Origin of the sequence: Urechidicola vernalis, assembly GCF_031846385.1 — a bacterium.
Taxonomy (GTDB): domain Bacteria; phylum Bacteroidota; class Bacteroidia; order Flavobacteriales; family Flavobacteriaceae; genus Urechidicola; species Urechidicola vernalis.
The window spans coordinates 25129-50714 of sequence record NZ_JAVRHV010000005.1 but is presented as its reverse complement, the minus strand read 5'-3'; the positions used below and the strand labels follow the sequence as shown (position 1 = coordinate 50714).

24 protein-coding genes are annotated in these 25586 nt (G+C 31.5%); 11 read left to right on the top strand and 13 right to left on the bottom strand.

The window, feature by feature from the left end:
• Nucleotides 1-40 precede the first annotated feature (40 nt).
• Complete coding sequence (locus RM519_RS10310; RefSeq protein WP_311593726.1) at nucleotides 41-730, bottom strand: hypothetical protein; 690 nt, start codon at nucleotides 728-730, stop codon at nucleotides 41-43.
• A complete protein-coding gene (locus tag RM519_RS10305; RefSeq protein ID WP_311593725.1) occupies nucleotides 727-1065 on the bottom strand; it encodes a PadR family transcriptional regulator in 339 nt (112 codons plus the stop codon). The genes RM519_RS10310 and RM519_RS10305 overlap by 4 nt, the downstream gene beginning before the upstream one ends.
• Nucleotides 1066-1345: 280 nt before the next feature.
• Between RM519_RS10305 and RM519_RS10300 the strand changes: the two genes are divergently transcribed.
• Together RM519_RS10300 and RM519_RS10295 are read left to right on the top strand one after the other, a co-directional pair.
• Complete coding sequence (locus tag RM519_RS10300) at nucleotides 1346-2386, top strand: 2Fe-2S iron-sulfur cluster-binding protein (protein ID WP_311593724.1); 1041 nt, start codon at nucleotides 1346-1348, stop codon at nucleotides 2384-2386.
• Between the two features lie 17 nt (nucleotides 2387-2403).
• Nucleotides 2404-3075 carry a LysE family translocator gene (locus RM519_RS10295; RefSeq protein WP_311593723.1) on the top strand — a complete coding sequence of 224 codons (672 nt, stop codon included), beginning with the start codon at nucleotides 2404-2406 and terminating at the stop codon, nucleotides 3073-3075.
• A gap of 46 nt (nucleotides 3076-3121) precedes the next feature.
• Here the strand turns inward: RM519_RS10295 and recA are convergent, their stop codons facing one another.
• The 7 genes from recA to RM519_RS10260 form a co-directional block, all read right to left on the bottom strand.
• Nucleotides 3122-4126 (bottom strand): recombinase RecA, encoded by a 1005-nt coding sequence (gene recA, locus RM519_RS10290; protein ID WP_311593722.1) that lies wholly within the window; start codon nucleotides 4124-4126, stop codon nucleotides 3122-3124.
• 94 nt (nucleotides 4127-4220) lie between these two features.
• Complete coding sequence (locus RM519_RS10285) at nucleotides 4221-4667, bottom strand: DUF6265 family protein (RefSeq protein WP_311593721.1); 447 nt, start codon at nucleotides 4665-4667, stop codon at nucleotides 4221-4223.
• Nucleotides 4664-5104, bottom strand: coding sequence for a GNAT family N-acetyltransferase (locus RM519_RS10280; RefSeq protein WP_311593720.1), 441 nt, complete (start codon nucleotides 5102-5104; stop codon nucleotides 4664-4666). Before RM519_RS10280 ends, RM519_RS10285 begins: the two co-directional genes overlap by 4 nt.
• 27 nt (nucleotides 5105-5131) lie before the next feature.
• Nucleotides 5132-6049: a cation diffusion facilitator family transporter gene (locus tag RM519_RS10275; protein WP_311593719.1), complete on the bottom strand. Its 918-nt coding sequence runs from the start codon at nucleotides 6047-6049 to the stop codon at nucleotides 5132-5134.
• A 58-nt stretch (nucleotides 6050-6107) separates the two neighbouring features.
• On the bottom strand, nucleotides 6108-6542 hold the full coding sequence (rpiB, locus tag RM519_RS10270; protein ID WP_311593718.1) for a ribose 5-phosphate isomerase B: 435 nt from the start codon (nucleotides 6540-6542) through the stop codon (nucleotides 6108-6110).
• A gap of 552 nt (nucleotides 6543-7094) precedes the next feature.
• Nucleotides 7095-7256: a hypothetical protein gene (locus RM519_RS10265; RefSeq protein WP_311593717.1), complete on the bottom strand. Its 162-nt coding sequence runs from the start codon at nucleotides 7254-7256 to the stop codon at nucleotides 7095-7097.
• Nucleotides 7257-7322: 66 nt separating this feature from the next.
• Complete coding sequence (locus tag RM519_RS10260; protein WP_311593716.1) at nucleotides 7323-8246, bottom strand: diacylglycerol/lipid kinase family protein; 924 nt, start codon at nucleotides 8244-8246, stop codon at nucleotides 7323-7325.
• A 109-nt stretch (nucleotides 8247-8355) separates the two neighbouring features.
• Here RM519_RS10260 and rnr point away from each other — a divergent pair, with 109 nt between their 5' ends.
• From rnr to RM519_RS10245, 3 genes are read left to right on the top strand one after another with little or no spacing between them, the layout of a single operon-like run.
• Nucleotides 8356-10557 (top strand): ribonuclease R, encoded by a 2202-nt coding sequence (gene rnr / locus RM519_RS10255; protein WP_311593715.1) that lies wholly within the window; start codon nucleotides 8356-8358, stop codon nucleotides 10555-10557.
• A gap of 45 nt (nucleotides 10558-10602) precedes the next feature.
• Nucleotides 10603-11277 (top strand): head GIN domain-containing protein, encoded by a 675-nt coding sequence (locus tag RM519_RS10250; RefSeq protein ID WP_311593714.1) that lies wholly within the window; start codon nucleotides 10603-10605, stop codon nucleotides 11275-11277.
• Between the two features lie 34 nt (nucleotides 11278-11311).
• Nucleotides 11312-11500, top strand: a complete 189-nt coding sequence (locus RM519_RS10245) for a Sec-independent protein translocase subunit TatA/TatB (RefSeq protein WP_311593713.1) — start codon at nucleotides 11312-11314, stop codon at nucleotides 11498-11500.
• A 74-nt stretch (nucleotides 11501-11574) separates the two neighbouring features.
• On the opposite strand, the gene RM519_RS10240 is transcribed toward RM519_RS10245, so the two are convergent.
• Nucleotides 11575-12489 (bottom strand): SPFH domain-containing protein, encoded by a 915-nt coding sequence (locus RM519_RS10240; RefSeq protein WP_311593712.1) that lies wholly within the window; start codon nucleotides 12487-12489, stop codon nucleotides 11575-11577.
• A 133-nt stretch (nucleotides 12490-12622) separates the two neighbouring features.
• Here RM519_RS10240 and RM519_RS10235 point away from each other — a divergent pair, with 133 nt between their 5' ends.
• On the top strand, nucleotides 12623-13171 hold the full coding sequence (locus tag RM519_RS10235) for an acyl-CoA thioesterase (RefSeq protein ID WP_311593711.1): 549 nt from the start codon (nucleotides 12623-12625) through the stop codon (nucleotides 13169-13171).
• Between the two features lie 163 nt (nucleotides 13172-13334).
• On the opposite strand, the gene gltX is transcribed toward RM519_RS10235, so the two are convergent.
• Complete coding sequence (gene gltX / locus RM519_RS10230; protein ID WP_311593710.1) at nucleotides 13335-14864, bottom strand: glutamate--tRNA ligase; 1530 nt, start codon at nucleotides 14862-14864, stop codon at nucleotides 13335-13337.
• A gap of 75 nt (nucleotides 14865-14939) precedes the next feature.
• On the opposite strand from gltX, the gene RM519_RS10225 reads away from it, so the two are divergent.
• From RM519_RS10225 to RM519_RS10210, 4 genes are all read left to right on the top strand, one after another.
• A complete protein-coding gene (locus RM519_RS10225) occupies nucleotides 14940-18278 on the top strand; it encodes a DUF4175 family protein (RefSeq protein ID WP_311593709.1) in 3339 nt (1112 codons plus the stop codon).
• Entirely contained in the window at nucleotides 18262-18681 is a 420-nt protein-coding gene (gene ybeY / locus RM519_RS10220) for an rRNA maturation RNase YbeY (RefSeq protein ID WP_311593708.1), read from the top strand. The genes RM519_RS10225 and ybeY overlap by 17 nt, the downstream gene beginning before the upstream one ends.
• 359 nt (nucleotides 18682-19040) lie before the next feature.
• Nucleotides 19041-20918, top strand: coding sequence for a tRNA uridine-5-carboxymethylaminomethyl(34) synthesis enzyme MnmG (gene mnmG, locus RM519_RS10215; RefSeq protein ID WP_311593707.1), 1878 nt, complete (start codon nucleotides 19041-19043; stop codon nucleotides 20916-20918).
• Nucleotides 20919-21335: 417 nt separating this feature from the next.
• Nucleotides 21336-22181, top strand: a complete 846-nt coding sequence (locus RM519_RS10210; RefSeq protein WP_311593706.1) for a class I SAM-dependent methyltransferase — start codon at nucleotides 21336-21338, stop codon at nucleotides 22179-22181.
• 472 nt (nucleotides 22182-22653) lie between these two features.
• Here the strand turns inward: RM519_RS10210 and RM519_RS10205 are convergent, their stop codons facing one another.
• Together RM519_RS10205 and RM519_RS10200 are read right to left on the bottom strand one after the other, a co-directional pair.
• A complete protein-coding gene (locus tag RM519_RS10205; RefSeq protein ID WP_311593705.1) occupies nucleotides 22654-23049 on the bottom strand; it encodes a DoxX family membrane protein in 396 nt (131 codons plus the stop codon).
• A gap of 4 nt (nucleotides 23050-23053) precedes the next feature.
• Nucleotides 23054-24190, bottom strand: coding sequence for a DNA polymerase III subunit (locus RM519_RS10200; RefSeq protein WP_311593704.1), 1137 nt, complete (start codon nucleotides 24188-24190; stop codon nucleotides 23054-23056).
• An 82-nt stretch (nucleotides 24191-24272) separates the two neighbouring features.
• On the opposite strand from RM519_RS10200, the gene RM519_RS10195 reads away from it, so the two are divergent.
• Nucleotides 24273-25460: a phosphoglycerate kinase gene (locus RM519_RS10195; RefSeq protein WP_311593703.1), complete on the top strand. Its 1188-nt coding sequence runs from the start codon at nucleotides 24273-24275 to the stop codon at nucleotides 25458-25460.
• The last annotated feature ends 126 nt before the right edge of the window (nucleotides 25461-25586 follow it).

Here is a 25586-nt window from a genome sequence, read left to right as displayed (position 1 = left end):
AGCGTAGTAGTTAGTTACGAAGTGTTAGTAGTTTTAAACTCTAAATTGTTACAGATTTATACTCAGGATATTCTTTTTCTAAAAAAGTTTCCATATTAGATGGAAGTATAAATGCTGTAATATAAATGGTTAGAGAAAAAACAGTTAAAAAAATTGCAATAAGAAATATTAAAAAATTAGAACTGACTGGATCCATAATAAACACAAATTGAATCAAAAGATTAAATAAGCCTACAAAATTTCCAAAACCGTAAATGTGTTCTTCTAACATCCATTTTTTTTTAGTTTTTTCAAAACCTACTTTCATATGCTTCTTAATTTGAAACGCTCTGAAAATCATTAAAGAAGCTCCGCCAAACCCAATAACTGCAAATACCCATTCTTGATTTACAAGTTGTAATAAAGTATAAATACCAATACATATTGTGGCAGTTACTATAATTTGTGGCAGTTTAAAAAAACCCTTGAATACGGACCAAACTAAGCGCCAATATTTTTTACTTATTTGTTTTTGCTTTTCCTCAACAACTCCCATAAAACCAAAAACACCGAATTTCTTAAACGATTGGTCCCTAGCTTGCTCAAAAGAAAGACTCGGTTGATTTTCCCAAATTGCTTCAATATCATTGGCTAAATGATCTACCAATTCTGTTTGCACATCATAATGCTCTACAAAATGAGCACTTGTAAATTGGTATAATTCTTTTATATGGCTTTTGGTTATACTCATTCCAAACTCAATTTAGGGTTTACCAAATGCTGCATTGTTTTTAAAAACTCTTGCATCTCAGCCAAACGGTGTACTGTTTCTTTAGTACCTTGTTCGGTAAGTTTGTAATACTTACGCATTCTATTTCCTACTTTGGCTATTTCTACATCTAACAAACCATCAGCCTCCAATTTATGCAGTGCAGGGTATAAGGCACCTTCGGTAATCTTTAACTCACCTTGGGTTAAAGCCTTTACTTTTTGAGTAATTTCATAACCATACATTTTATCGTTCTCTTCCAACAACTTTAAAATAATGGTTTGCAAAGAACCTTTATATAATTTCTGATTTCCCATGCCATAAATATATACATAATTTTCTTATGTATAATATTCTTAGGTATATTTTTCAATCCAAATTTTGAAGATGAACTTCGTTATGAAACTTTAAACTACAATAAACAGTACCGTTTTCTTTACTTTAGCTTAGCACCGCTATGGTGAAGTTAAAAAACTGAACAAAGTATTAGTACTTAAAGTAGTTTATAGTTGGAATAGATTTTCTATTGTATAATTTGGGTTAAATTCCCTTCTGAAAAAGAAGTTTCATACCTTTGCAAACTAATTACTATTATACATGGCACAATTCCATAAACTCACTATAAAAGAAGTTAAAAAAGAAACGGCTGACGCGGTTTCAATTACCTTTGATGTACCTGAAAAATTGCAGGCTGAATTCCAATTTAAAGCCGGTCAATACATCACTATTAAAAAGGAAATTGATGGTAAAGAGGTTCGTAGAGCGTATTCTATTTGTTCTGATCCGAATACTGATGTTTTAAAAGTTGCTATAAAAGCGGTAGAAGGTGGTACTTTTTCTGTATACGCAACCAATAGACTAAATGCTGGTGATAAATTAGAAGTTTCTAAACCAGAAGGTCGTTTTATTTTAGAGCCTCAAAGTGGAAAAAACTATATTGCTTTTGCGGCAGGTAGCGGAATTACACCAATTATGGCAATGGCCAAAGCATCATTACACGACGATTCTACTTTTACTTTGATTTATGGTAACAAAACAGAAGACGATGTTATTTTTAAAGAGAAACTAGACGTTCTTAAAAAAATGTATGGAACACGTTTAAATGTACACTATATCTTTAGTAGAGTTGAAGTTGATGGTTCTTTATTCGGTAGATGTGATAATGGAAATGTAAATTATTTCTTAAAAAACGAATATAAAGACACTGCTTTCGATTCTGCCTACATATGTGGACCTGAAAGTATGATTAAAGAAGTTTCCAGAACTTTAGCATCTAATGGAATGGCTGAAGAAAATATTCATTATGAATTGTTTTCTGTTCCAGTTGAAGTTAATGAAGGTGCTGATATACCAGATGGAAATTCTGAAATTACAGTGATGTTAGATGATGAGGAAACAACCTTTATTATGCCTCAGAAAAAATACATTCTTAACGCTGCTTTAGACAAAGACTTGGATGCACCATACTCTTGTCAAGGAGGAATTTGTAGCAGTTGTTTAGCGAAGGTTACAGAAGGAACTGTAAAAATGGATCGCAACGAAATTTTAACAGATGATGAAATTGAGGAAGGGTTAATTTTAACCTGCCAAGCACATCCGACTTCTCCAAAAGTTTCGATTGATTTTGATGATGTTTAAAATCGTACTTTAGCCTTATGGTTGAAGATATTCTAAAAGCAATTCCTATTGGTTTCGGATTGGCCTTTATGATTGGTCCTGTATTTTTTAAACTAATACAAACCAGTATTTTAAAAGGGGCTAGGGCTGCTATTGTTTTTGATATAGGTGTTGTAGCGGCGGATATAGTATTTATCCTATTTGCCTTTTACGGTTCGCATCAATTTTTAACCGAAATAAAGGACGATCCTAATTTATTCTTTGTAGGTGGAGGCATTTTAATCATATACGGTTTAAGTACTTATTTTAGAAGTAAAACCGAATTACCAACTACCGATAATGGATTTGTAATTCCGGAAAAGAAAAACTACCTGGGCTTGTTTGTAAAAGGCTTCTTTTTAAACTTTATTAATGTTGGTGTACTTGCTTTTTGGTTAATTATGGTGCTTGGTGTTAGTTCGGCCTTAAGTATGGATGTAGATCGAATTTTTAGATTTTTTACCGCAATTATAATAGCCTATTTTATTACCGATATAGGAAAAATTGTGCTGGCTAAACAATTAAAAAGTAAACTAACTCCATTAGTAATTACAAAAATTAAAAAGGGAATGGGAATAGCGCTAATTATCTTTGGTCTAGTTTTAGTTGTCAAAGGTTTTATTCCTCCAGAAGACATGAGTATTGATGATATTATAGATAAAGTTCAATAAAAAAGACCTACTAATTAGTAGGTCTTTTTTTTATATGAAACATAAATTACTGCTCGTCTATAGCGGCTTTAATTTTCTTTTCTAATTCGTCTGCTAAATCTGGGTTGTCTTTGATTAAGCCTTTAACAGCGTCACGCCCCTGCCCTAGTTTGGTGTCTCCATAACTAAACCAAGAACCACTTTTCTTAACAATACCATACTCCACTCCTAAATCTAAAATTTCTCCAACTTTAGAAATTCCTGCACCGTACATAATATCGAATTCTGCCATTTGAAATGGTGGTGCTACTTTATTCTTAACTACTTTTACTTTCGTGCTATTTCCTAATACTCTATCGCCATCTTTAATTTGTGTTCTTCTTCTAATATCTAAACGAACAGATGCATAGAATTTTAAGGCGTTACCACCTGTTGTAGTCTCCGGATTTCCGAACATTACACCAATTTTTTCACGTAATTGGTTAATAAAAATTACCGTACAATTTGTTTTACTAATAGTACCAGTTAATTTACGAAGTGCTTGAGACATTAAACGTGCATGTAACCCCATTTTAGAATCACCCATTTCTCCTTCAATTTCACTTTTTGGAGTTAAGGCCGCAACAGAATCCACAACTACTAAATCAATTGCGCCAGAACGAATTAAATTTTCTGTAATTTCTAATGCTTGCTCACCATAATCAGGCTGAGAAATAATTAAGTTGTCTATATCTACTCCTAAATTTTCTGCATAAAAACGATCAAAAGCATGCTCTGCATCAATAAACGCAGCAATACCACCAGCCTTTTGTGCTTCGGCTATGGCATGAATAGTCAAGGTTGTTTTACCAGAAGATTCCGGTCCATAAATTTCAATAATTCTACCTCTTGGATATCCACCAACGCCCAACGCTAAATCTAAGCCTAATGAGCCAGAAGATATAGAATCTACATCTTGATGAGCCACATCCCCCATTTTCATCACAGAACCTTTTCCGTAGGTCTTATCTAGTTTATCTAAAGTAAGTTGTAATGCTTTTAATTTCGCTTCTTTCTCTTTATCTGCTGCCATAATTTCTATGTAAATTAACGTGTTTAGTAAGTACGCTAAAATACAAAAAAGCCTGATAATGATTGCTCATATTTTGAGCAGAAAGTAAAGTATATTATTCTTTAATTTTCAGTAGATAAAATGAAAAACCTTGGTTGTTATTGTCTTTCACTTCTACCAATATTTTCTCTTTTGTAATAAGTGTATATTGAATTTTATTCGGAAAATCATGGGTAGTGTTTTCGAAGGAAAGTTTGTCTTTAACTCTATTATTTAATTCAAAATCAATCCATTTTGCATTGTTTTGATTCAACACCTGAGCGCTATAAATAATTTGATCCTCTATTTTTTGAAGTTTTAATTTTTCTGAAATCTTTTTTTCTCCGTTCTGCAGTTTGTAAGAAACACCATTTAAAACAGAATCGTTTTGCTTGGTCCAAACTTCATAGGTTTCTTTATGCTCGTATTTCCAGGTTCCTTTAAAATCATGAATTGAAAAATTTTGAGCAAGCATATTAATACTGCAAAAAATAAATATTGATATGAATCTGGTCACTTTCATTTTACCATATGTATATGTGGAATTCCATCCTCTAAATACCCCTCGCCTACTTGTTTAAATCCATGGGATTCGTAAAATTTCTCTAGGTAGGTTTGTGCTCCAATTTTAATATTTTTGGTATTAAAGTGAGCTTCTATGGCAGAAATACTTGCTTTCATAAGTATATGTCCTAAACCATCCTTTCTTGCAGATTCTCTTACCACTACCCTACCAATACTGGCTTCTGTGAAATAATCTCCAGGTTTAAACAATCTTGTATATGCTATTATTTCCTCATTCTTAGTAAAAAACAAATGCAATGCTTTTTGATCTTTAAAATCTAAATCTTGATAAACACAATCTTGTTCTACAACAAAAATTTCTGTTCGTATTTGAATTATTTTATACAATTCGCTTGTTGTTAATTCATCAAAAGATTTAATAATAGGTTTTAACATTTCTAATTTCTTTAAATATTAGTTCAGTTAATCTTGAACAATGATATCTTTAGTATCCTCTTTCCTAAATTCTGGTTGAATATTACTGTGATTTATATGATACTTTTCGAACAATAATTTTTCTATTTCTAAAAGTTTGACATCAAACTCTGATAGTAAAATATCCTTTTCAAAATCTATGTGTGCTTCAAGATGTAATTCATCTTCATTCAATTGCCAAATATGCACATGATGCATATTTTTGATACCATCTATTGCATTTACCTCAGCTACAATTTTTTTAATTTCTATTTCTTCAGGGGTAAATAACATTAATACTCTGGTAGATTCTTTTAATAAATCCCAACCCATATAAATTAAATAGATTGCAATTACCAATGTTAAAACACTATCTATCCAATAAACTTCATAGTATTTCATTATTAATCCACCTGCTAAAACTGCTACACTTGCCATCATATCTGTAAGTAAATGTAAATAGGCAGATTTCATATTCATATTAGAATTTGCATCTTTTTTTAGAAGTAAAACACTAAATCCATTTGCCAAAATTGCTATGAAAGATAACCAAATAACCAAATTAGATTCAATTTCTTCAGGATTTTGAAATCTTTTAATTGCTTCAATTATTAACAGAATAGCAACAATAATTAAAGAAGCAGCATTTACAAATGCCGCAATAATTTCGGCCCGTTTATACCCAAATGTTTTATTAGTTGAAGCACTTTTCTTTGAAAGTTTATTTGCTATATAACTGATTATTAGAGATAATACATCAGTAAAATTATGAAGTGCATCAGAAAGTAAGGCTAAACTTCCAGATATTATTCCACCAATAATCTGCGATACTGTAATAACAATATTCAGAAATATAGAGATTAAAAGATTGCGTCCTTTTAAATCTCCATGACTATGGTGATGCGAATGTTTATGATGATGACTCATTATATTTATTTAAAGATCACCTAATAGACTAATTAACATCTTAAAAGATGCGTAATTTCTAACAGTTTAACGGAATCTTATCTACTCTGTTTTGATGGCGACCTCCTTCAAATTCTGTATTTAAAAAAGTTTCTACCATAGCAATTGCTTGCGGAATAGAGGTAAACCTAGCAGGGATGCATAAAATATTTGCATTATTATGTTGTTTGATCAACTCCACAATTTCTTTTGACCAGCACAAACCAGCTCTAACATTTTGATATTTATTAGCGGTCATTGCAACTCCATTTGCACTACCACAAATTAAAATACCTAAATCTACTTTTGCATCATTTACTGCACTCGCAACCGGATGCACAAAATCTGGGTAATCAACACTATCTAATGTATCGGTACCATGATTTATAACAGTAATGTTTTTTGATTCTAAATACTTGATTATCTCAAATTTATAATCAGGTCCAGCGTGGTCGTTTCCTATTGCAATAGTCATTATTAACAGTTTATAAGTTTCATCAAAAATACAAAATAGGCGTTATTAACAACTATTTTTTCCATTGTTAATAGAAGAAATATAAATGATTAGTTATCAGAATATTTAATTAAAATTAAGATTGTTAGTAATTATAAAGCTAATAAGGAAAACTAAATTTGTTGGTTTTAATAATTTTTACAATACAGTGAGTAAACCTTAATATCAAAATTTATTTAATGATTTTTCACCGCTAGTTATGAACCATAAAAATGGTGTTTATCAACACTCAACTTGGTTTTATTTATACCCATTTTAATGTGTTTATAGAAATGAACAAGCTGTGAATAACTGATCAACTTTCATTCTATATGAACGAGTTATAAAATTAATAACTGTTAATGGTTTTTAATAAGTGAAATATCAAAATTTAAATTCAATTAGTTTTTGCACATATTAACACACTATTATAATCATTATTTCTTTTTTTAAAAATTTTAAAATAAAACTTATATATATAATATATGTTAATAAAAGTGAAATTTGAGATAAGATAAGAAATGGAAAAATCTATTACAATTTAGTAACTGTATACAATGAAGAAAGAGGAGCAACAGAAATGATTTCTGTTTTCTCTTCTGTAGAAAGGGTAGTGTTTATACTACGTACCGTAAAATAGATACCTACTAAGAAGATAAGGAAAAATAAGATAATAATTTTGTAAAGTCGTTTCATTTTGCAATTGAACTGTATAATATAGACGGGTCATTTGTTAAAATGTTACAAAAATCTTAAGAAAATTTAACTCTTTTTAGGAGTTATAACTTGAATAGCTTTTGGAATAAGTTCTACTGTAAAGTTTTCTGAATCAATTAATTCACCATCTGCCTGCATAAAAACAGTTTTATTTTTAGGCAATGAAATTGATATATTATTAGTTTTATACGTAGTAACTTTTCTGTGTTTAGTAATTTTTCCGTTAAAGAGTTTTGGTAAGTTAACAAGAACAGTTGCTAAATTTAAATGCTTGATTATAGTAATATCAAAAAGACCATTGGTTGGATCTGATTTTTCTGTTAACCGCATGCCTCCACCAGAATATTTACACAATCCAATTAAGGTCATTAACGAATTTACTTCAATAATTTTATTATCTAATTCAATACTTAAGTCCACTGATTTATATTTAGAGAATCCTACAAAAACAGCTAGTAAATAGGATATTGCTCCATATTTCTTATATTTGCCAATAGAATTTACTACATGACCGTCAAATCCTATGCCGGCTAAATTGTTAAAATAAACAATCGTTTTAGTGGAGTTTAAAGTAATCTTACCGATATCTTGGTAGGTAGTATGTTCAGATTTAATAGTAGAAATGTTTTTACTTAAATCTTTTGAAATTTGATAGTTTTTCACCCAATCGTTTCCGGTACCAAAAGGAATTACAGCTATTTTGATTAGAGAAGAAGAGAGTACGGATTGATGTAATATTCCGTTTACAATATTATGTAAAGTTCCATCACCACCAACACTAATAATTTTGTGATACCCGTTGGTTATAGCATTTTGAACTAATTCAAACTCGTGTTTTACATACTTAGTAATAGCATAATTATAAGTTATTTGTTGCTGTTTTAAAAGTTGTAAAATTTTTGGAATGTGTTTTTTTGATTTTCCATTCCCAGAAGTAGGATTAATAATAATAAACCAATCGTTATGCATAAAAAATCATGATAATAGATAACTAAAATACAACTAAAGCATAACTATTACATAATTATTTAACAATTAAATATGTTGTATTTTTAACCATATAAACAAAGACGAATTTATGTCGAAAAAGAAGAATAAAATTTATAAAAAGAAGAATAATGTTATTAAACATTTAACAGATAAAGTACTAAAAATATTTAATACAAATTCAACCCAATCATTTAATTATAAACAAGTTGCATCAAAAATGAATATTACAGATGCAAATGGTAAACAACAAATAATTCAGAAGATTGAAGAACTAAAAAACAAGGGAAAATTAGAAGAAGTTGATAGAGGAAAATACAAAGTTATTCAGAATGAACATTACTATATTGGAAAAGTAGATGTTACTGCTAGAGGTAATGGATATGTTATTTGTGATGACTTAGAACATGATATTTACATACCATCGCGCAATATGAATCACGCTTTGCATAATGATATTGTAAAGGTTTATGTATATAATCGTAAGAGAAGTGATAAACAAGAGGGTGATATTGTAGAGATTATAGAAAGAAAGAAAACCGACTATGTTGGTGTTCTGCATATGAATAAGAATTTTGGATTTGTAATACCAGATGATTCCAAAATGTATGTTGATTTCTTTGTACCACAAAAGAAATTATTTGGTGCAGTAGATGGAGATAAAGTTTTAGTTTCCTTTGTGGATTGGCCAGAAAATTCTAAAAATCCGTTTGGAAAAATTAAAAAAGTTTTAGGAAAACCAGGTGACCATAATACAGAGATTCATTCTATTTTATTAGAATACAATTTACCATATGAGTTTCCAGCAGAAGTAGAAGAAGATGCTTCTACCTTACCAATAGAAATTACAAAAGAAGAGGTTGCCAAACGTAGAGATATGCGTAAGGTAACTACGTTTACTATTGATCCTAAAACCGCTAAAGATTTTGATGATGCCTTGTCTTTTGAAAGATTAGAGAATGGTAATTATGAAATTGGAATTCATATTGCTGATGTGTCTCATTATGTACAGGAAAATACAATTTTAGATGAGGAGGCTTATGCTAGAGCTACTTCAGTTTATTTAGTGGATAGGGTAGTACCTATGTTGCCAGAAATACTTTCGAATAATGTATGTTCTTTAAGACCTAATGAAGAAAAATTGACTTTTTCTGCAGTATTTGAAATGAATGATAAATCTCAAGTTGTTAATCAGTGGTTTGGAAGAACAGTTACGTATTCTGATACAAGATTTGCATATGAAGAGGCACAGTTCTTAATAGAAAATCCTACTGAAAATACTATTCCAGCGGATATATCTTTAACAGGCGAATCTAGAAAAGTTGATGCTTCAATTCAAGAAGCTACGTTAACTTTAGATCGTTTAGCGAAGACACTTCGTAAAAGAAGAATGAAGCAAGGCGCTATTAGTTTTGATAGGGTAGAAGTTCGTTTTGATTTAGATGAAGAAGCAAATCCGACCGGTGTATTTTTTAAGGAATCTAAAGATGCTAATAAATTAATTGAAGAATTTATGCTATTAGCGAATAGACGTGTAGCTGAGTTTATTGGCTTTAAAGGTGGAAGACCTACAAATAATACTTTTATTTATAGAATTCATGACGAACCCGATATTGAAAAATTAAATTCTTTACAAGGAATCATTTCTAAGTTTGGATATAAATTAAATTTAAATTCTAAGGAAACGATTTCAAACTCGTTAAATAAATTATTGGCAGATGTGCATGGAAAAGGAGAATCTAATATGGTTGAAACCTTAGCGATTCGTTCTATGAGTAAGGCTGTGTATACTACAGATAATATTGGTCATTACGGGTTGGCTTTTGATTTTTACAGCCATTTTACCTCGCCTATTAGACGTTATCCAGATGTTATGACACATAGATTACTACAACATTACTTAGATGGTGGTAAATCGCCTAAAAATGCTATTTATGAGGAAAAATGTGAACATTCTTCTGATAGAGAACAATTAGCAGCGAAAGCAGAACGTGATTCTATTAAGTATATGCAAGTGAAATACATGCAAGATCACCAAGATCAAATTTTTAAAGGTGTGGTTTCAGGTGTTACGGAATGGGGAATTTACGTTGAGATTATTGAGAATAAATGTGAAGGAATGGTTCGAATTAGAGACATTCAAGATGACTATTATATTTTCGATGAAAAACAATATGCTATTGTTGGGCAATCCACTCAAAACATGATTCAACTAGGTGAAGAAGTAACTGTAAAAGTAAAACATACAGATTTAGAACGTAAGCATCTAGATTTTACATTAATTCGAGAATAATAAATTAAGAATATTTCGTTTTAGAAATATAAAATAGATACATAAATGAGAATAGTATTAATAACATTTTTGCTGATTTCTACAATAGGGTTTTCGCAAGATGTGTTAACAAAAGAGATAGGATCCTTTAAAGAATTGAAGGTTTTTAGTGGTTTAACTGTTCAGTTAGAGAAATCAGATACACCAAGAATTGAAATTTCAGGAAAGAAAAGAGATGAAGTGGTTGTAAAAAACATCAATGGTCGGTTAAAATTATCTATGCGTTTTCCAGAAACTTTTAATGCATATGAGGCCGATATAAAATTATATTATTCTGATAATTTGTTATTGGTTGATGCTAATGAAGGGGCGATAATTGCAAGCGATAATGATATTGAGCAGAAAAGCATTGAATTACGTGTGCAAGAAGGAGCAGTAATTAATATGCCTTTAAAAGTGAGTTATTTAATTGGGAAAGCGGTCTCTGGCGGACAATTAAATGTTTCAGGTGAATTAGAAAGTCAAGATTTAGAATTAACAACAGGAGGTATTTTTGACGGATATGATTTAGAAGCAAATCAAACTTATATAACTTCATCATCCGGGGCAGTAGGTAAAATTTTTGTAAATGAAATGTTAGATGTAAAAGTAAGTCTGGGAGGAAGTGTTTATTATAAAGGGAATCCAACGGATGTAATTAGTAAGAAAATAATTGGTGGAACAATTAAATCTAAAGATTAATTATTTCTATATTTGTAATCTAATATTTTAATAGATGAATGCATTGAACATTTTTTTAATGATAAGTGGACCACAAATTGCAATTATTGTGGTGGTTGTATTATTACTTTTTGGAGGTAAGAAAATTCCAGAATTAATGAGAGGTCTTGGTAGTGGAATTAAAGAATTTAAGAACGCTTCTAAGGACGAGGAAAACGAAAAAATTGAAGAGGAAAAGAAATAAATTCCTAATTTTTATAAAAACAAAAACCTGCAAGTAATTGCAGGTTTTTTTATTTTGAAAAGATTAAAATCTTATTACATTTTGTTTTTGTCTTTTGCAGAAGACTGGTTAATTTTATTTGCTGCAACTAAACTTGTTACCATATCGTTTAACATACTACTGGCAGCGTTTGGATTATTTGGTAATAAAATTAAATTAGAATTTGTATCAGATCCTATGCTTTGCAGCGTATCGTAATGTTGTGTAATTACAATTAATGCTGAAGCTTCTTGGCTATTAATTCCTGCACTGTTTAACACATCAACACTTTCTTCTAAGCCACGTGCAATTTCTCTACGTTGGTCTGCAATTCCACGTCCTTGTAAACGTTTACTTTCTGCTTCTGCTTTTGCACGTTCAACAATTAAAATACGTTCAGCATCACCTTCGTGTTGCGCAGCAATTTTTTCACGTTCTGCGGCATTGATACGGTTCATTGCAATTTTTACATTTTCATCTGGATCAATATCAGTTACCAATGCTTTTACAATATCATATCCATAGTTAAGCATAGCTTCTTTTAAATCGCGTTGAATTGCGCGTGCAATTTCATCTTTCTTTTCAAATACATCATCTAAAATCATTTTAGGCACTTCTGCACGAACTACATCAAAAATGAATGCTGTGATCTGCTCATGCGGATTTTGAAGTTTATAAAAGGCATCATAGACATGATCTCGCTGTATTTGAAATTGTACAGAGATTTTTAAATGTACAAACACATCATCTTGTGTTTTAGTTTCAACAATTACATCTAACTGTTGAATTTTTAAACTGATTCTACCAGCAATTTTATCGACTAATGGAATTTTTATGTTTAATCCCGCTTGTCGAATACTTTGGAATTTACCGAAGCGTTCTACAATTACCGAAGTCTGTTGTTTTACAACAAACAGCCCAGTAATTATAATAATTAAAACAGGTAAAATCCATAAATAAGTCGTTATCATAGTTTTGTTTTTAAAGGTTAATAATTGTTATAATATAATGAAAAATTATAGAAAAAGCAAATGAAATAGTATATAATTATATGTAGCTTTTTATTTACTTTTGTTACATATTATTAATGAAACTGAGAAACGTATGAAAACTACTTATAAAAATGCCATAGATTCTGAAATAACCTTAACAGAGTTAATGCTTCCATCACACTCTAATTTTAGTGGTAAAATTCATGGAGGATTTATTCTTTCATTAATGGATAAAGCGGCATTTTCTTCGGCTTCTAAATTTTCAGGACAGTATTGTGTAACAGCATCAGTTAATAGAGTGGATTTTCTAAACCCAATTGAAGTAGGGGAGTTAGTTACGCTTAAAGCACGAATTAATTATGTGGGTAACTCTTCTATGGTTGTCGGAATTAGGGTAGAATCTCAAAATATTCAGACTGGAGAAATTAAGCATTGTAACTCATCATACTTTACTATGATAGCAAAGAATGATACTGGTAAAAAAGTAAAAGTTCCTGGATTGATTATTCGAGATCTCAATGGTCTTCGTCGTTATTTACGCTCTATAGAACACATAAAAATGCGAAATGAGCGTAAGGAGGCTTTTAGCAAAAAGAACTTTATCCCTGATAATTATGAGGAGTTATTACAAGGATTTAATGTTAAATTAGAATTGAGTTAGTTATGGTGAATCTGAGATAACGGATAAAACAATATGATTAAGTTAGGCAGATTACTTTGCTAAGCTCGTAATGACGTATTAATGTCATTCTGAGCACCACGAAGAATCTTTTTTGAATAAGAGATTCTTCACTTTACTACTTTCCGTTCAGAATGACAATTAGTTAAAGTTTTACTATTGCATTTTCAATTCTAGAAACCGTTTCTTTTTGACCAAGTAATTCTGCAATTTTAAATAAATCTGGTCCACTCATAGCTCCAACCAAACTCAATCTAAACGGAGGCATTACCTTTCCAAATCCTAATTCAGAAGATGTAATCCAACCCTTTACAATAGTCTCTAAATTAGTGGCAGTAAAATCTTCGATTTCTGAAAGAACTTTTATGAGATCACTCATTATTTGGGGAGTTGCTTCTTTCCATTGTTTTTTAGATGCTTTTGCATCGTATTCCATTGGCGCTTGGAAAAAGAATTTACTTAAATCCCAAAAGTCAGAAACAAACGTTGCACGCTCTTTAATTAAACCAACGATTTCTATAAGTTTATTTTGAGACCTCTCGACTGCGCTCGAGGTGACATTTTTTTCAATAACAGCTTTAAACAACTCAGCCAACTCCTCATTGGGTTTTTGTTGTAAATATTGTTGATTGTACCACTTTGTTTTATCCGGATCAAAGCGTGCGCCTGATTTATTAACTCTCGCTAAATCAAAATCTGCAATCAATTCCTCTAAAGAAAATAATTCTTGTTCAGTTCCTGGATTCCACCCTAAAAAAGCTAAGAAATTGATAACTGTTTCAGAAAAATAACCATCTTCTTTATATCCGCGCGAAACTTCATTGGTAGCTTCATTTGTATATGCTAAAGGAAATACTGGAAATCCTAATTTGTCACCATCACGTTTGCTTAATTTTCCTTTACCAGTTGGTTTTAGTATCAATGGTAAATGTGCAAATTCAGGTGCCTTCCATTCAAATGCTTGATATAGTAAAACATGTAAAGCCATAGACGGCAACCATTCTTCTCCTCTAATTACATGACTAATTTCCATTAAATGATCATCTACAATATTTGCCAAATGGTACGTTGGCATTCCATCAGATTTGAATAAAATTTTATCGTCTAATGTATTTGTGTCGATTGTAATTTTTCCTCTAATTATATCGTTCATTTCTAACGATACATTGGTAGGTGTTTTAAATCTAACAACATATTTATCGCCATTTTCAATTCGTATCTGAACTTCTTCAACAGATAAAACCAATGAATTTACCAGACGCCCTTTTTCTCTGTTATGCCAATTATAGATAAACGTTTTTCCGTTTTCTTCATGTCCTTTTCTTTCAGCATCTAAAGCTTCAGGTGAATCAAAAGCATAATATGCTTTTCCATCATCAATTAATTGCTGTGCATATTTTTTATAAATCTCTTTACGTTCAGATTGACGGTAAGGACCAAATTTTTCATTTATACCAACGGTTTCATCCGGAGCAATTCCACACCACTCTAAAGAATCCATAATGTACTGTTCTGCATTTGCTACATATCTATTTTGATCTGTATCTTCTATCCTTAACACAAAGGTTCCGTTGTGTTTTTTAGCAAATAAATAGTTGAATAGGGCAGTTCTTACACCACCAATATGTAAAGGTCCTGTTGGACTAGGAGCAAAGCGAACACGTACGTTAGACATCTCTTAATGTTTTTGTTAAAATGTGGCGCAAAGATACGACCTTACAATGAAAATAGTATTTTTATAGATTAATAAATGAGCAACTTTACGCACATACAAGAAAAATTACAGCAGTTCATTAGGAAATACTACCTGAATGAACTGATAAAAGGGAGTATTTTATTTACCTCCTTTGGCCTTATTTATTTTATGTGTACGTTGTTTATTGAGCACTTTTTATGGTTGCAACCATTAGCAAGAACTGTTTTGTTTTGGTTGTTTATTCTAGTGGAAATAGGCTTGTTAACCAACTATATTTTTGTTCCACTGTTTAAATTGTTTGGACTTAGGAAAGGGCTTTCACTAAATGAAGCCTCTCAGTTAATCGGAACCCATTTTAAAGAGGTAGATGATAAATTATTGAACGTTCTTCAACTAAAAGATGAATCGGATCAATCTGAACTGTTATTGGCCAGTATTGAGCAAAAATCAATTGAATTGGCTCCGATACCTTTTAAAAAGGCTATTGATTTTTCTGGTAATAAGGCCTATATAAAGTATTTAATAGTACCAATTTTAATTTGGGGCGTTATATACCTTTCTGGTAATATAAATCTATTTAACGAGAGTTATGACAGGGTAGTGCACCATCAAACTGCTTATGAACCACCTGCACCTTTTTCATTTCATATTTTAAATAATAATTTAGATGTAATCCAAGGAAAATCAATAACGCTTCAAATAGAGACAAAGGGAAATCTAATTCCAGAAGATGTTACCATTCATTTTCTAGATCAAAAATCCTTTACTAAGAACAACGGTTTTGGAATGTTTGAGCACACGTTTTCTTCCGTTCAGAAAAGTTTAGAATTTTATATAGAATCGAATGGAGTTAGGTCTAAATCGTATGTTATCAACACAATTCCTACACCTACAATTACCAATTTTGAAATGTGGTTAGATTATCCTTCGTATACTAAAAAGAGGGATGAATTAGTCCAAAATTCAGGTAATGCTAATGTTCCACAAGGCACATCTGTAACTTGGAGATTGAAGGGGACAAATACTTCTAAGATCCAATTTAAAACGGATGAAACGAAGTTATTTAATAAAGTTTCTACGGATGAATTCGAATTTGTAAAACGTATTTATAATCGTTTGGATTACACAATATCTTCATCTAATGAGCAATTGGAAAATTATGAATCATTAAAATATGGAATTGAAGTGATTAAGGATGAATACCCGAAAATTGAAGTAAAATCGGACATTGATTCTGTGCGTTATGGCCCTGTGCAATTTGCGGGACAACTAAGTGATGATTATGGCTTAAACTCGTTGGAATTAATTTATTATGATAGTCAGAATCCTTCAAATTTACTAAATCACCCTATTGCTATTAAACAATTAACATTTGAAGAATTTTATTATGTTTTCCCTGAAGGAATAGAGTTAAGAGAAGGTGTAGATTATGAAATGTATTTTCAGGTTTCTGACAATGATAAAGTGAATGGAAGTAAGAATTCTAAAAGTTCGGTTTTTAGATATTATAAAAAAACAGAATCTGAATTAGAAGAGCAACTGTTAGTAGAGCAAAATGAATCTATAGAAGATTTAGAAAAATCTGTTCAAAAAAGTAAAGAAACCAAAGATCAGATGCAGCAATTACAAGAATCGCTTCAGCACAAATCTGATATGAATTGGAATGACCAGAAAAAATTACAAAATTTTATGGACCGTCAGCAACAGTATGAAAATATGATGCAGAAGCAAACGGAACAAATCCATCAAAATTTGGAAGAACAACCTAAAAGTGAAAACAAGAATTTAGAAGAACGAAAAGAAGATATTCAGAATCGTTTAAAGGAAGCCCAAGAATTAGCCAAGCAAGATGCTTTAAAAGAGGAACTACAAAAATTGGCTGAAAAATTGGATAAAGAAGAACTTACCGAGAAACTAAAACAACTTACGGAAAAGAATAGGCAAAACGAGCGCAGTTTGGAAAGAATTTTAGAATTAACCAAACGTTTTTATGTGGAGCAAAAAGCAAATCAAATTGGTGAAAAGTTAGAGGAGTTATCCGAGAAGCAAGATGCTTTATCTGAAGACGATGAAAACTCTTCAGAAAAACAAAACGAATTGAATTCTGAATTTGAAGAATTACAAAATCAGTTGGATGATTTGGATAAGGAAAATGAAAAATTACAAAGACCAATGTCACTTCCAAAAACTGATCAGGAAGAGAAAGGGATAGATAAAGAAATGTCAGAGGCGAAGGAAAAGTTAGAGGACTCAGAAAGTGAACCAAAAGAAGAGTCAGAAAAATTAGATCAAAAAAAGTCAGCTAAAAGAAATCAAAAATCTGCCGCTCAAAAAATGAAACAAATGAGTGAGATGATGCAGAAAGCAATGCAATCTATGCAGGGTGAAAGTATGGATGAAGACATAGAAATGCTGCGTGCAATTTTGGAAAATTTGGTTGAGTTTTCTTTTCAACAAGAAGATTTAATGAATGGCTTCGCTGAGATAAATAATGCACATCCAGATTTTTCTAATAAATTAAAAAAACAATATGTGTTGCAAGAATATTTTGAACATATAGATGATAGTTTGTATACGCTCTCTATGCGTCAACCGAAAATAGGTACTCAAGTTTTTAAAGATTTGGGAGACGCACATTATTATTTGGATGAATCCTTGGTTCATTTTGCAGACAATCAATTTAATGTTGGTTTATCCGATCAACAGTTCGTGATGACATCAACAAATAATATAGCATACTTGTTAAGCAATATGTTAAACAGTATGCAGAATTCATCACCTTCTTTGGGGCAGGGTCAAGGTGATTCTTTTAGTTTACCTGATATTATTCAGAAGCAAGGAGAGGCAATTGAAAAGATGGAAGAGGGAATGAAAAAAGGGGAGAAGCCAGGAGATCAACAAGGCGATGACGGTAAACCACAATCTGGTGAATCAGGCGGAAAATCTGGTGAAGGATCGAGAGAACAAATGAACGGTGAGTTGTATGATATATATAAACAGCAATCGGAATTAAGACAGTTACTTGAGGATGCGTTGGGAAATAAGAAAGGGGCAGATGGTAAAGGTGTTGGAGAGAATGCTTTAAAGCAAATGGAACAGCTAGAGCAAGATTTATTAGAAAAAGGTTTTACTAATGAAGTTCTTCAAAAAATGATGGAATTAAAACATGAGTTATTGAAATTGGAAGAAGCTGCCTATAAGCAAGGTCAAGATACAAAAAGAGAGTCCAATACAAACGCTGGCACTTTTGAAAATAGAATTATTAAACAGTTGAAAAGGGATAAATTATGGTTTCAAGAAAATGAAATTTTAATAAGACAAACCCTACCTTTGCAAGAGGGTTATAAAAAAAGAGTACAGCAATATTTTAAAGCGAATGATAGTATACAATAGTGAATTAGAATTTGAATTGTTTAACACTGATTTAGTTTCAGATTGGTTGATTGATGTTATAGTAAATGAAGGGTTTAGTGATGGTGAGATTAATTATGTATTTTGTTCAGACGAGTATTTACTCCAAAAGAATATTGAATTTCTTAACCATGATACATTAACTGATATTATTAGTTTTGATTATACAATGGGTAAGTTAATTTCTGGTGATATATTTATTTCTGTGGAAAGGGTAAAGGAGAATTCTAAAGATTTTAATGTGTCTTTTAATAATGAATTGTGTCGAGTTATGGTTCATGGTATTCTTCATTATTGTGGCTATAAAGATAAAAGTGAAGAGGAGAAATCTGTAATGAGGGAAAGAGAGAACTTTTATCTGGCTAAGTTAGATAGTCAGATTTGAGAATTTTACGAGTATTTTCAATTGTTGCAGTGGTCTTTGGATAGTTTAATATTTGTGTGGTGGATGTAAGTTATTGTAAATCAGAGAATTGATAACTTGTAATTTATTAGAAATCAAGTAGTTAAGTAGTTTGCTTGTTTTAACTCCAACGTGATGTTTATTGTCCCTATGGTTTCTTAATTGTTTTTCTAGTTTTGTAGTTTGTTGTTTTATTGAAGTAGTTCTTATTGTCCCTATTGTTTTCCTTTTTTATTTGTTTATGGTTCTTGATATTGATTAGTTTTCTTTTTGTTATAAGACTCTTTATATTATGTATCTTTGCGTCAAATTTTATATAAAGTTCCACGTGGAACATGGTTATGAGTATATACACAACAACATATGATGTAATTGTAGTTGGTGGGGGTCATGCAGGTAGTGAAGCTGCCGCGTCAGCGGCAAATTTTGGCGCTAGAACTTTACTAATTACAATGAGCCTTCAGAATATTGCGCAGATGAGTTGTAATCCTGCAATGGGTGGTATAGCGAAAGGGCAGATAGTAAGAGAGATTGATGCTTTGGGTGGTTATAGTGGAATCATTACTGATAAGACTGCTATTCAGTTTAAGATGTTGAATAAGTCAAAAGGTCCGGCTATGTGGAGTCCGAGGGCTCAAAGTGATCGAATGCGTTTCGCTGAAGAGTGGCGATGGCAATTAGAGAATATTGAGAATCTAGATATGTTTCAAGATTCGGTGAACGGGTTGTTGTTTAAAGGAGATAAAATAGTAGGAGTAAGGACTGCTCTTGGGATTGAAATAAAAAGTAAAACTGTTGTAATTACTGCAGGTACTTTTTTGAATGGTTTAATTCATATTGGCGAGAAAACATTTGGCGGTGGTAGAGCAGGAGAAAGTGCTTCTACTGGTATTACGGAAGATTTAGTAGCTAAAGGTTTTGAATCTGGTAGAATGAAAACAGGAACACCTCCAAGAGTGGATGCGAGGTCATTAGATTTTAGTAAAATGATTGAACAACCTGGTGATGTTATTCCTGAAAAATTTTCGTATTTACAAAGTGTTGTCCCGTTGGTTGAGCAGAGATCTTGTTATATGAGTTATACTTCCTCTGAAGTTCATGAATTATTGCGTGAGGGTTTTGATAGATCTCCGATGTTTAACGGAAGAATTCAGAGTACAGGTCCAAGATATTGTCCCTCTATTGAGGATAAAATTGATCGGTTTGCCTCTAAAGATAGGCATCAAATTTTTGTGGAACCTGAGGGTTGGAAAACAAACGAAATTTATGTAAATGGGTTTTCAACATCTTTACCGGATGATGTTCAAGATGCAGCATTGAGAAAAGTTGCGGGTTTTGAGAATGTGAAATTCTTAAGATATGGTTATGCAATAGAGTACGATTATTTTCCACCGACTCAGTTGAAACATTCTTTAGAGACAAAGTTGGTAGAAAATTTGTTTTTTGCAGGCCAAATTAATGGAACAACTGGTTATGAGGAAGCAGGTGCACAGGGTTTAATGGCTGGTGTGAATGCCGCTTTAAAAGTAGATGGAAGGGATCCGTTTATATTAAAAAGAGATGAAGCATATATAGGTGTTTTAATTGATGATTTAATTACGAAAGGTACCGAAGAGCCTTATAGAATGTTTACGTCTCGTGCGGAATATAGAACCTTATTACGTCAAGATAATGCGGATTTAAGATTGACTAAAAAAGGTTTTGAACTGGGGTTGGCTAGCCAAGAAAGAATGGATAGAGTATTGGAGAAGCAGGTAAAGACAGATTTATTTATCAAATTTTTGAATGAAACAAGTGTTAAGCCAGGAGATATAAACCCAATTTTAGAACATAAAGGGACGGCTATAATTCCACAAACAATGAAATTGTTTCGAATTGCCGCACGACCACAAATTGATTTAGAAGATCTTGTTAAGTTAGGTTCAGTGGCGACTTTTATTCATGAAAATGATATAGATAAAGAGATAAAAGAACAGGCCGAGATTCATTTAAAATATTCTGGCTATATAGCAAAGGAAAAGAATAATGCGGATAAATTAAGTCGTTTGGAGCATGTTCGTATTCCTGATGGGTTTGACTATGATGGTTTGAAATCAGTATCGATAGAGGCGAAACAAAAATTAAATAAGATAAGACCGACTACAATTGCTCAAGCAAGTAGAATAAGTGGTGTTTCACCTAGTGATGTTTCTGTTCTGTTGGTTTATATGGGTCGTTAATGAGAGTTTCACGTGGAACAAACTTTTTTAGTGAAACGCGTCATTTATAAATATTGGTGAATTTTGTTCGGTTGTGGCATGTTTTTATTGATAACCATTCTAGTATTTCAGAGTTTGTAATATAATTTATTCGTTTTATTGAGTTACTGCAGTATAATGGATCTTTCGATATGTTGTTGATTTTAGTATATGGAAATGTTTTTAGCTCAGTAAAACTATTTCATATTTTAGTTTACCCACAACTTCCGAATAGTGCTTTTTTCAGATTCAGATCTTAATGCTTAACTCATTTTGGAAACATGATGTTTATTTCAAATAATTGTAGATAGATCTTAGAATTTAAGTTATAGGTGAAATAATATATAGAATTCTCGCAAATTTATTGAATGTTTAAAAATTAGCAATTAGATATATAAAATGAAAGATATATTAAGATGTAAGGACTTTACGGTTTCAGGTGAAGAATTTGACCTTATTTATGATGAAACTTTAGAAATGTTGGTTACTTCTCCGCAACCTTCTGTGGAAAAATTGGCTGGTTATTATGAAAGTGATGATTATATATCACATACGGACTCCAGCAAATCTATTTTTGATCGTGTTTATCAAGTTGTAAAAAAATACGCATTAAGGAGTAAGATTATATTAGTGGGTAAAAATTCTGTAGGAACTGAAGTTTCTAAGTCTTTATTGGATATTGGGTGTGGAACTGGTGATTTTTTGGCAATTGCAAAATTGAATAATTGGAATGTTTCGGGCGTTGAACCGAATGAAAAGGCAAGAAGTATTGCGGAATCAAAGTTAGATATTTCTGTTTTCTTTGATATTTCAGAGATAGGATCTCAAAAATATGATTGTATTACGTTATGGCATGTTTTAGAGCATATACCTGATTTACAGAGGTTTATAGCAAATTTGAAGCATTTGTTAGAGCCAAACGGGCTAATAATTGTGGCTGTTCCTAATTTTAAAAGTTTTGATGCTAATTATTATAAGAACAATTGGGCGGCTTATGATGTTCCGAGGCACCTTTGGCATTTTTCTCAAACTTCAATTGCAAAATTGTTTCACATGGAACATATGAAAGTTAAAAGTGTTGTCCCAATGAAATTTGATGCATTTTATGTTTCAATACTGAGTGAAAAGTATAAATCTAATCCATTTGGTATGATTAAGGGATTTTTTGTTGGATTAGTCTCGAATATAAAAGCCATGTTCTCTAAAGAGTATTCTTCATTGATTTATGTGTTAAAAGAGGAATAATTCTTTTTTTAAGCAGTTTTAAGACATTTTTATTGGTTTTGTGATAAAACGATAGCTAAAATTGGTTTTGAAGCTATATAGAGGTATAAAATACTATATTTCACATAGAGAAAATCTATATAATAAAAAAAAGAATAGGTGTTGATTATATGTAGTAAATAGATTGGTCCTCTTTTTATTTCTAAATTTGTTAAGGGTTTAGACCTAATATTATTTATAAGAAAATAGTTGGGGTAATTAAGTGATCAGTAATATTTTTCAGTTTCGTGTTCACAGTCGAGTATTGGGTTAAGAGATTTATTAATTATTAAATTATAATTGCAACTCAAGGATCCAAGCAATTAGTTTATAGAGATGAAAATTCCAATCTTTCCGAAGCAATTATCGACGAATTGATCGCAGCATTTGATTTATAGAATGAGTAAGAAATATTATTCGAATCGTGTAAAGCCAGTTGTTTACAATGGGCTTTTTATTGCAATAAATACAAAGCAAATACATTAATGATAAAGTAAACTGCTAAAGTCATAGCACCTGCATAATCTTTTGCTAATCGCTGACCTATAAGCATGAAAATCAGGCAAATAGCAGAAATTTCTGCTCCAACCAGGGCAATTTCTGCACCTCCATTTGTTGCTAATTGACCTACACCAATTATCATTAAAATACTAGCGACAACCTCAAAAACTAATACGGTAGCCAATAAAAATGGCACCATATTTCTTAAAGGTGAATTTTTAAAATGATCGGTAATAAAGGCAATGTTTCCTTTCCAATCTGTGATTTTATCAATTCCAGATTGTAAAAACGTTACGATTAAAAATACAAGGATTAAAATTTCTGCTGGCTGATTGTTAAAAATATTCATAGGCTTATTCTTTAGTATGTAGCAATCTTGTTAATTTAATGGAAAGATCTAGTAATACAATTTTTGCATTTCCGTTTCTCTCTATATGATATATAGCGTCGTTTAATTCTTTGTCTATTTCAATAATATTTCCACCATGAATAAAAGGAGCGAATTTTCCAATAGTAAATCCAGGTGTTTTAGTTTCTAAAAATACTAAATCGTTGGCTTTATAATTTAGCAACATTGCTTGTCTAAAAAATTGTAAACAATAATTCAAAAATCGTTTTTGAGTTTCTCTACCGGTTTTTGCAATACCTTCGCTCCATCCAATTAACTCATTTATTACAGATGCGTTTCCTTTTGCCTTAAAAGCGGCTCTAATCCACGTAATAAACCATTCTTCAAAAACGAAATCTGCAGAATCATTATGTAAAATATGTAATGCTTTATTGTAATTTCCGTCAGCTTGATGCGCAATCTTATTAGCATCATTTTCAGCAACACGTTCTTTAGAAATCAATCCATCAACAATATCTTGCTCGCTTAAAACAGGAAAATGTAAAACTTGACATCGAGATAAAATAGTATTTATAATTTGTTCTTCATCTTCCGAAATTAATATAAATACTGTTTTTTCAGGCGGCTCTTCAATAAGTTTAAGGAGTTTATTTGCGGCAGAAATATTCATTTTTTCAGCCATCCAAATTATCATTACTTTAAAGCCTCCTTCATATGATTTCAGTTGTAAAGACTTCACAACTTCTTCTGCCTGATCTACACCAATAATACCTTGTTTATTTTCAATTCCAAGTAAATGTAACCAGTTAAACAGGTTTCCATAAGGCTGCTCTTTTATAAACTGCCTCCATTCCACTAAAAATTGATTACTTGTAGCGTGTTTTTTTACTTTATCATTGGTAGCAACGGGAAATGCAAAGTGCATATCTGGATGCGATAAATTATTACATTTTAAATTACAAGCATCTTTGTTTTCACTCTCTAAACATAATAAATATTGGGCATAAGCTATAGCCATTGGTAAAGTCCCCGAACCTTCCTTCCCAACAAATAATTGCGCATGTGCAATACGACCATTATTGGCGGAATGCTGTAAATGATTTTTAATATGTTCGTGACCTAAAATGTCTGAAAACTGCATTGCACAAATATAGGGAATTCACATTAGCACGAAGAATATAGAATCGTTATCTTTGCTCCCCTAAAACACAATTTACACAACTATGTTAACAATTAATGATTTCAATTTCGAAAACAAAAGAGCAATTATAAGAGTCGATTTTAATGTGCCATTAGATGGCGATTTTAATGTTACTGATACAACTAGAATTGAAGCGGCAAAACCAACCATTTTAAAAGTATTAGAAGATGGTGGAAGTTGTGTATTAATGTCACATTTGGGAAGGCCAAAAGGGGTTTCTCCTGAGTTTTCATTGAATCATATTGTTGATACAGTAAGTGAATTAATTGGCGTACAAGTAAAATTCGTTTCTAATTGTATTGGGGAAGAGGCTGAGATAGCGGCCAACTCATTAGAGCCAGGAGAAATTCTTTTACTAGAGAATTTGAGATTTCATGATGAAGAGAAAAATGGAGATGTAACGTTTGCTGAAAAACTATCGAAATTAGGAGATATTTATGTGAACGACGCCTTTGGAACTGCACATAGAGCACATGCTTCTACAACCCTAATTGCACAGTTTTTTAATGATAAAAAATGTTTTGGAGCATTATTAGCAAAGGAGATTGAAAGTATTGAGAAAGTATTGAAAGACAGTGAAAAACCTGTTACAGCTATTTTGGGAGGAGCAAAGGTATCTTCCAAAATTACAGTAATTGAGAACATTTTAGATAAAGTTGACCACTTAATTATTGGAGGAGGAATGAGCTTTACATTTATCAAAGCACTTGGTGGAAAAATTGGAAACTCTATTTGTGAAGATGACAAGCAAGAGCTAGCATTGAGTATTCTTAAGGAAGCAAAGGAAAAAGGAGTTGAAATTCACTTACCGGTAGATGTGGTTGCTGCAGATGCATTTAGCAATGACGCAAATACTCAATTTGTAGATATATATAGTATTCCAGATGGTTGGGAAGGTATAGATGCTGGAACAAAGGCTAGAGCAGCATTTCATGAGGTTGTATTAAAATCAAAAACAATTTTATGGAATGGACCACTAGGGGTATTTGAATTAGAGAACTTTGCAAAAGGAACAATTGCATTGGGTGATTCTATTGCGGAGTCTACCAAGAACGGATGTTTTTCTTTAGTAGGAGGTGGCGATTCTGTCGCTGCAGTTAAGCAATTTGGATTTGCGGATAAAGTGAGTTACGTTTCAACTGGAGGTGGAGCGATGTTAGAAATGCTTGAGGGTAAAACGTTACCTGGCATTGAAGCAATATTGAGTTAGTAAAACTTCAATTAGAGATATTTAAACCTCTTATTTAGGCTGCTAAATAAGAGGTTTTTTGCTTTTTAATTTTTTGTGATCTAATAGAAATGAGAAATAAAATTATTAACTAAATTTGAAATTCTA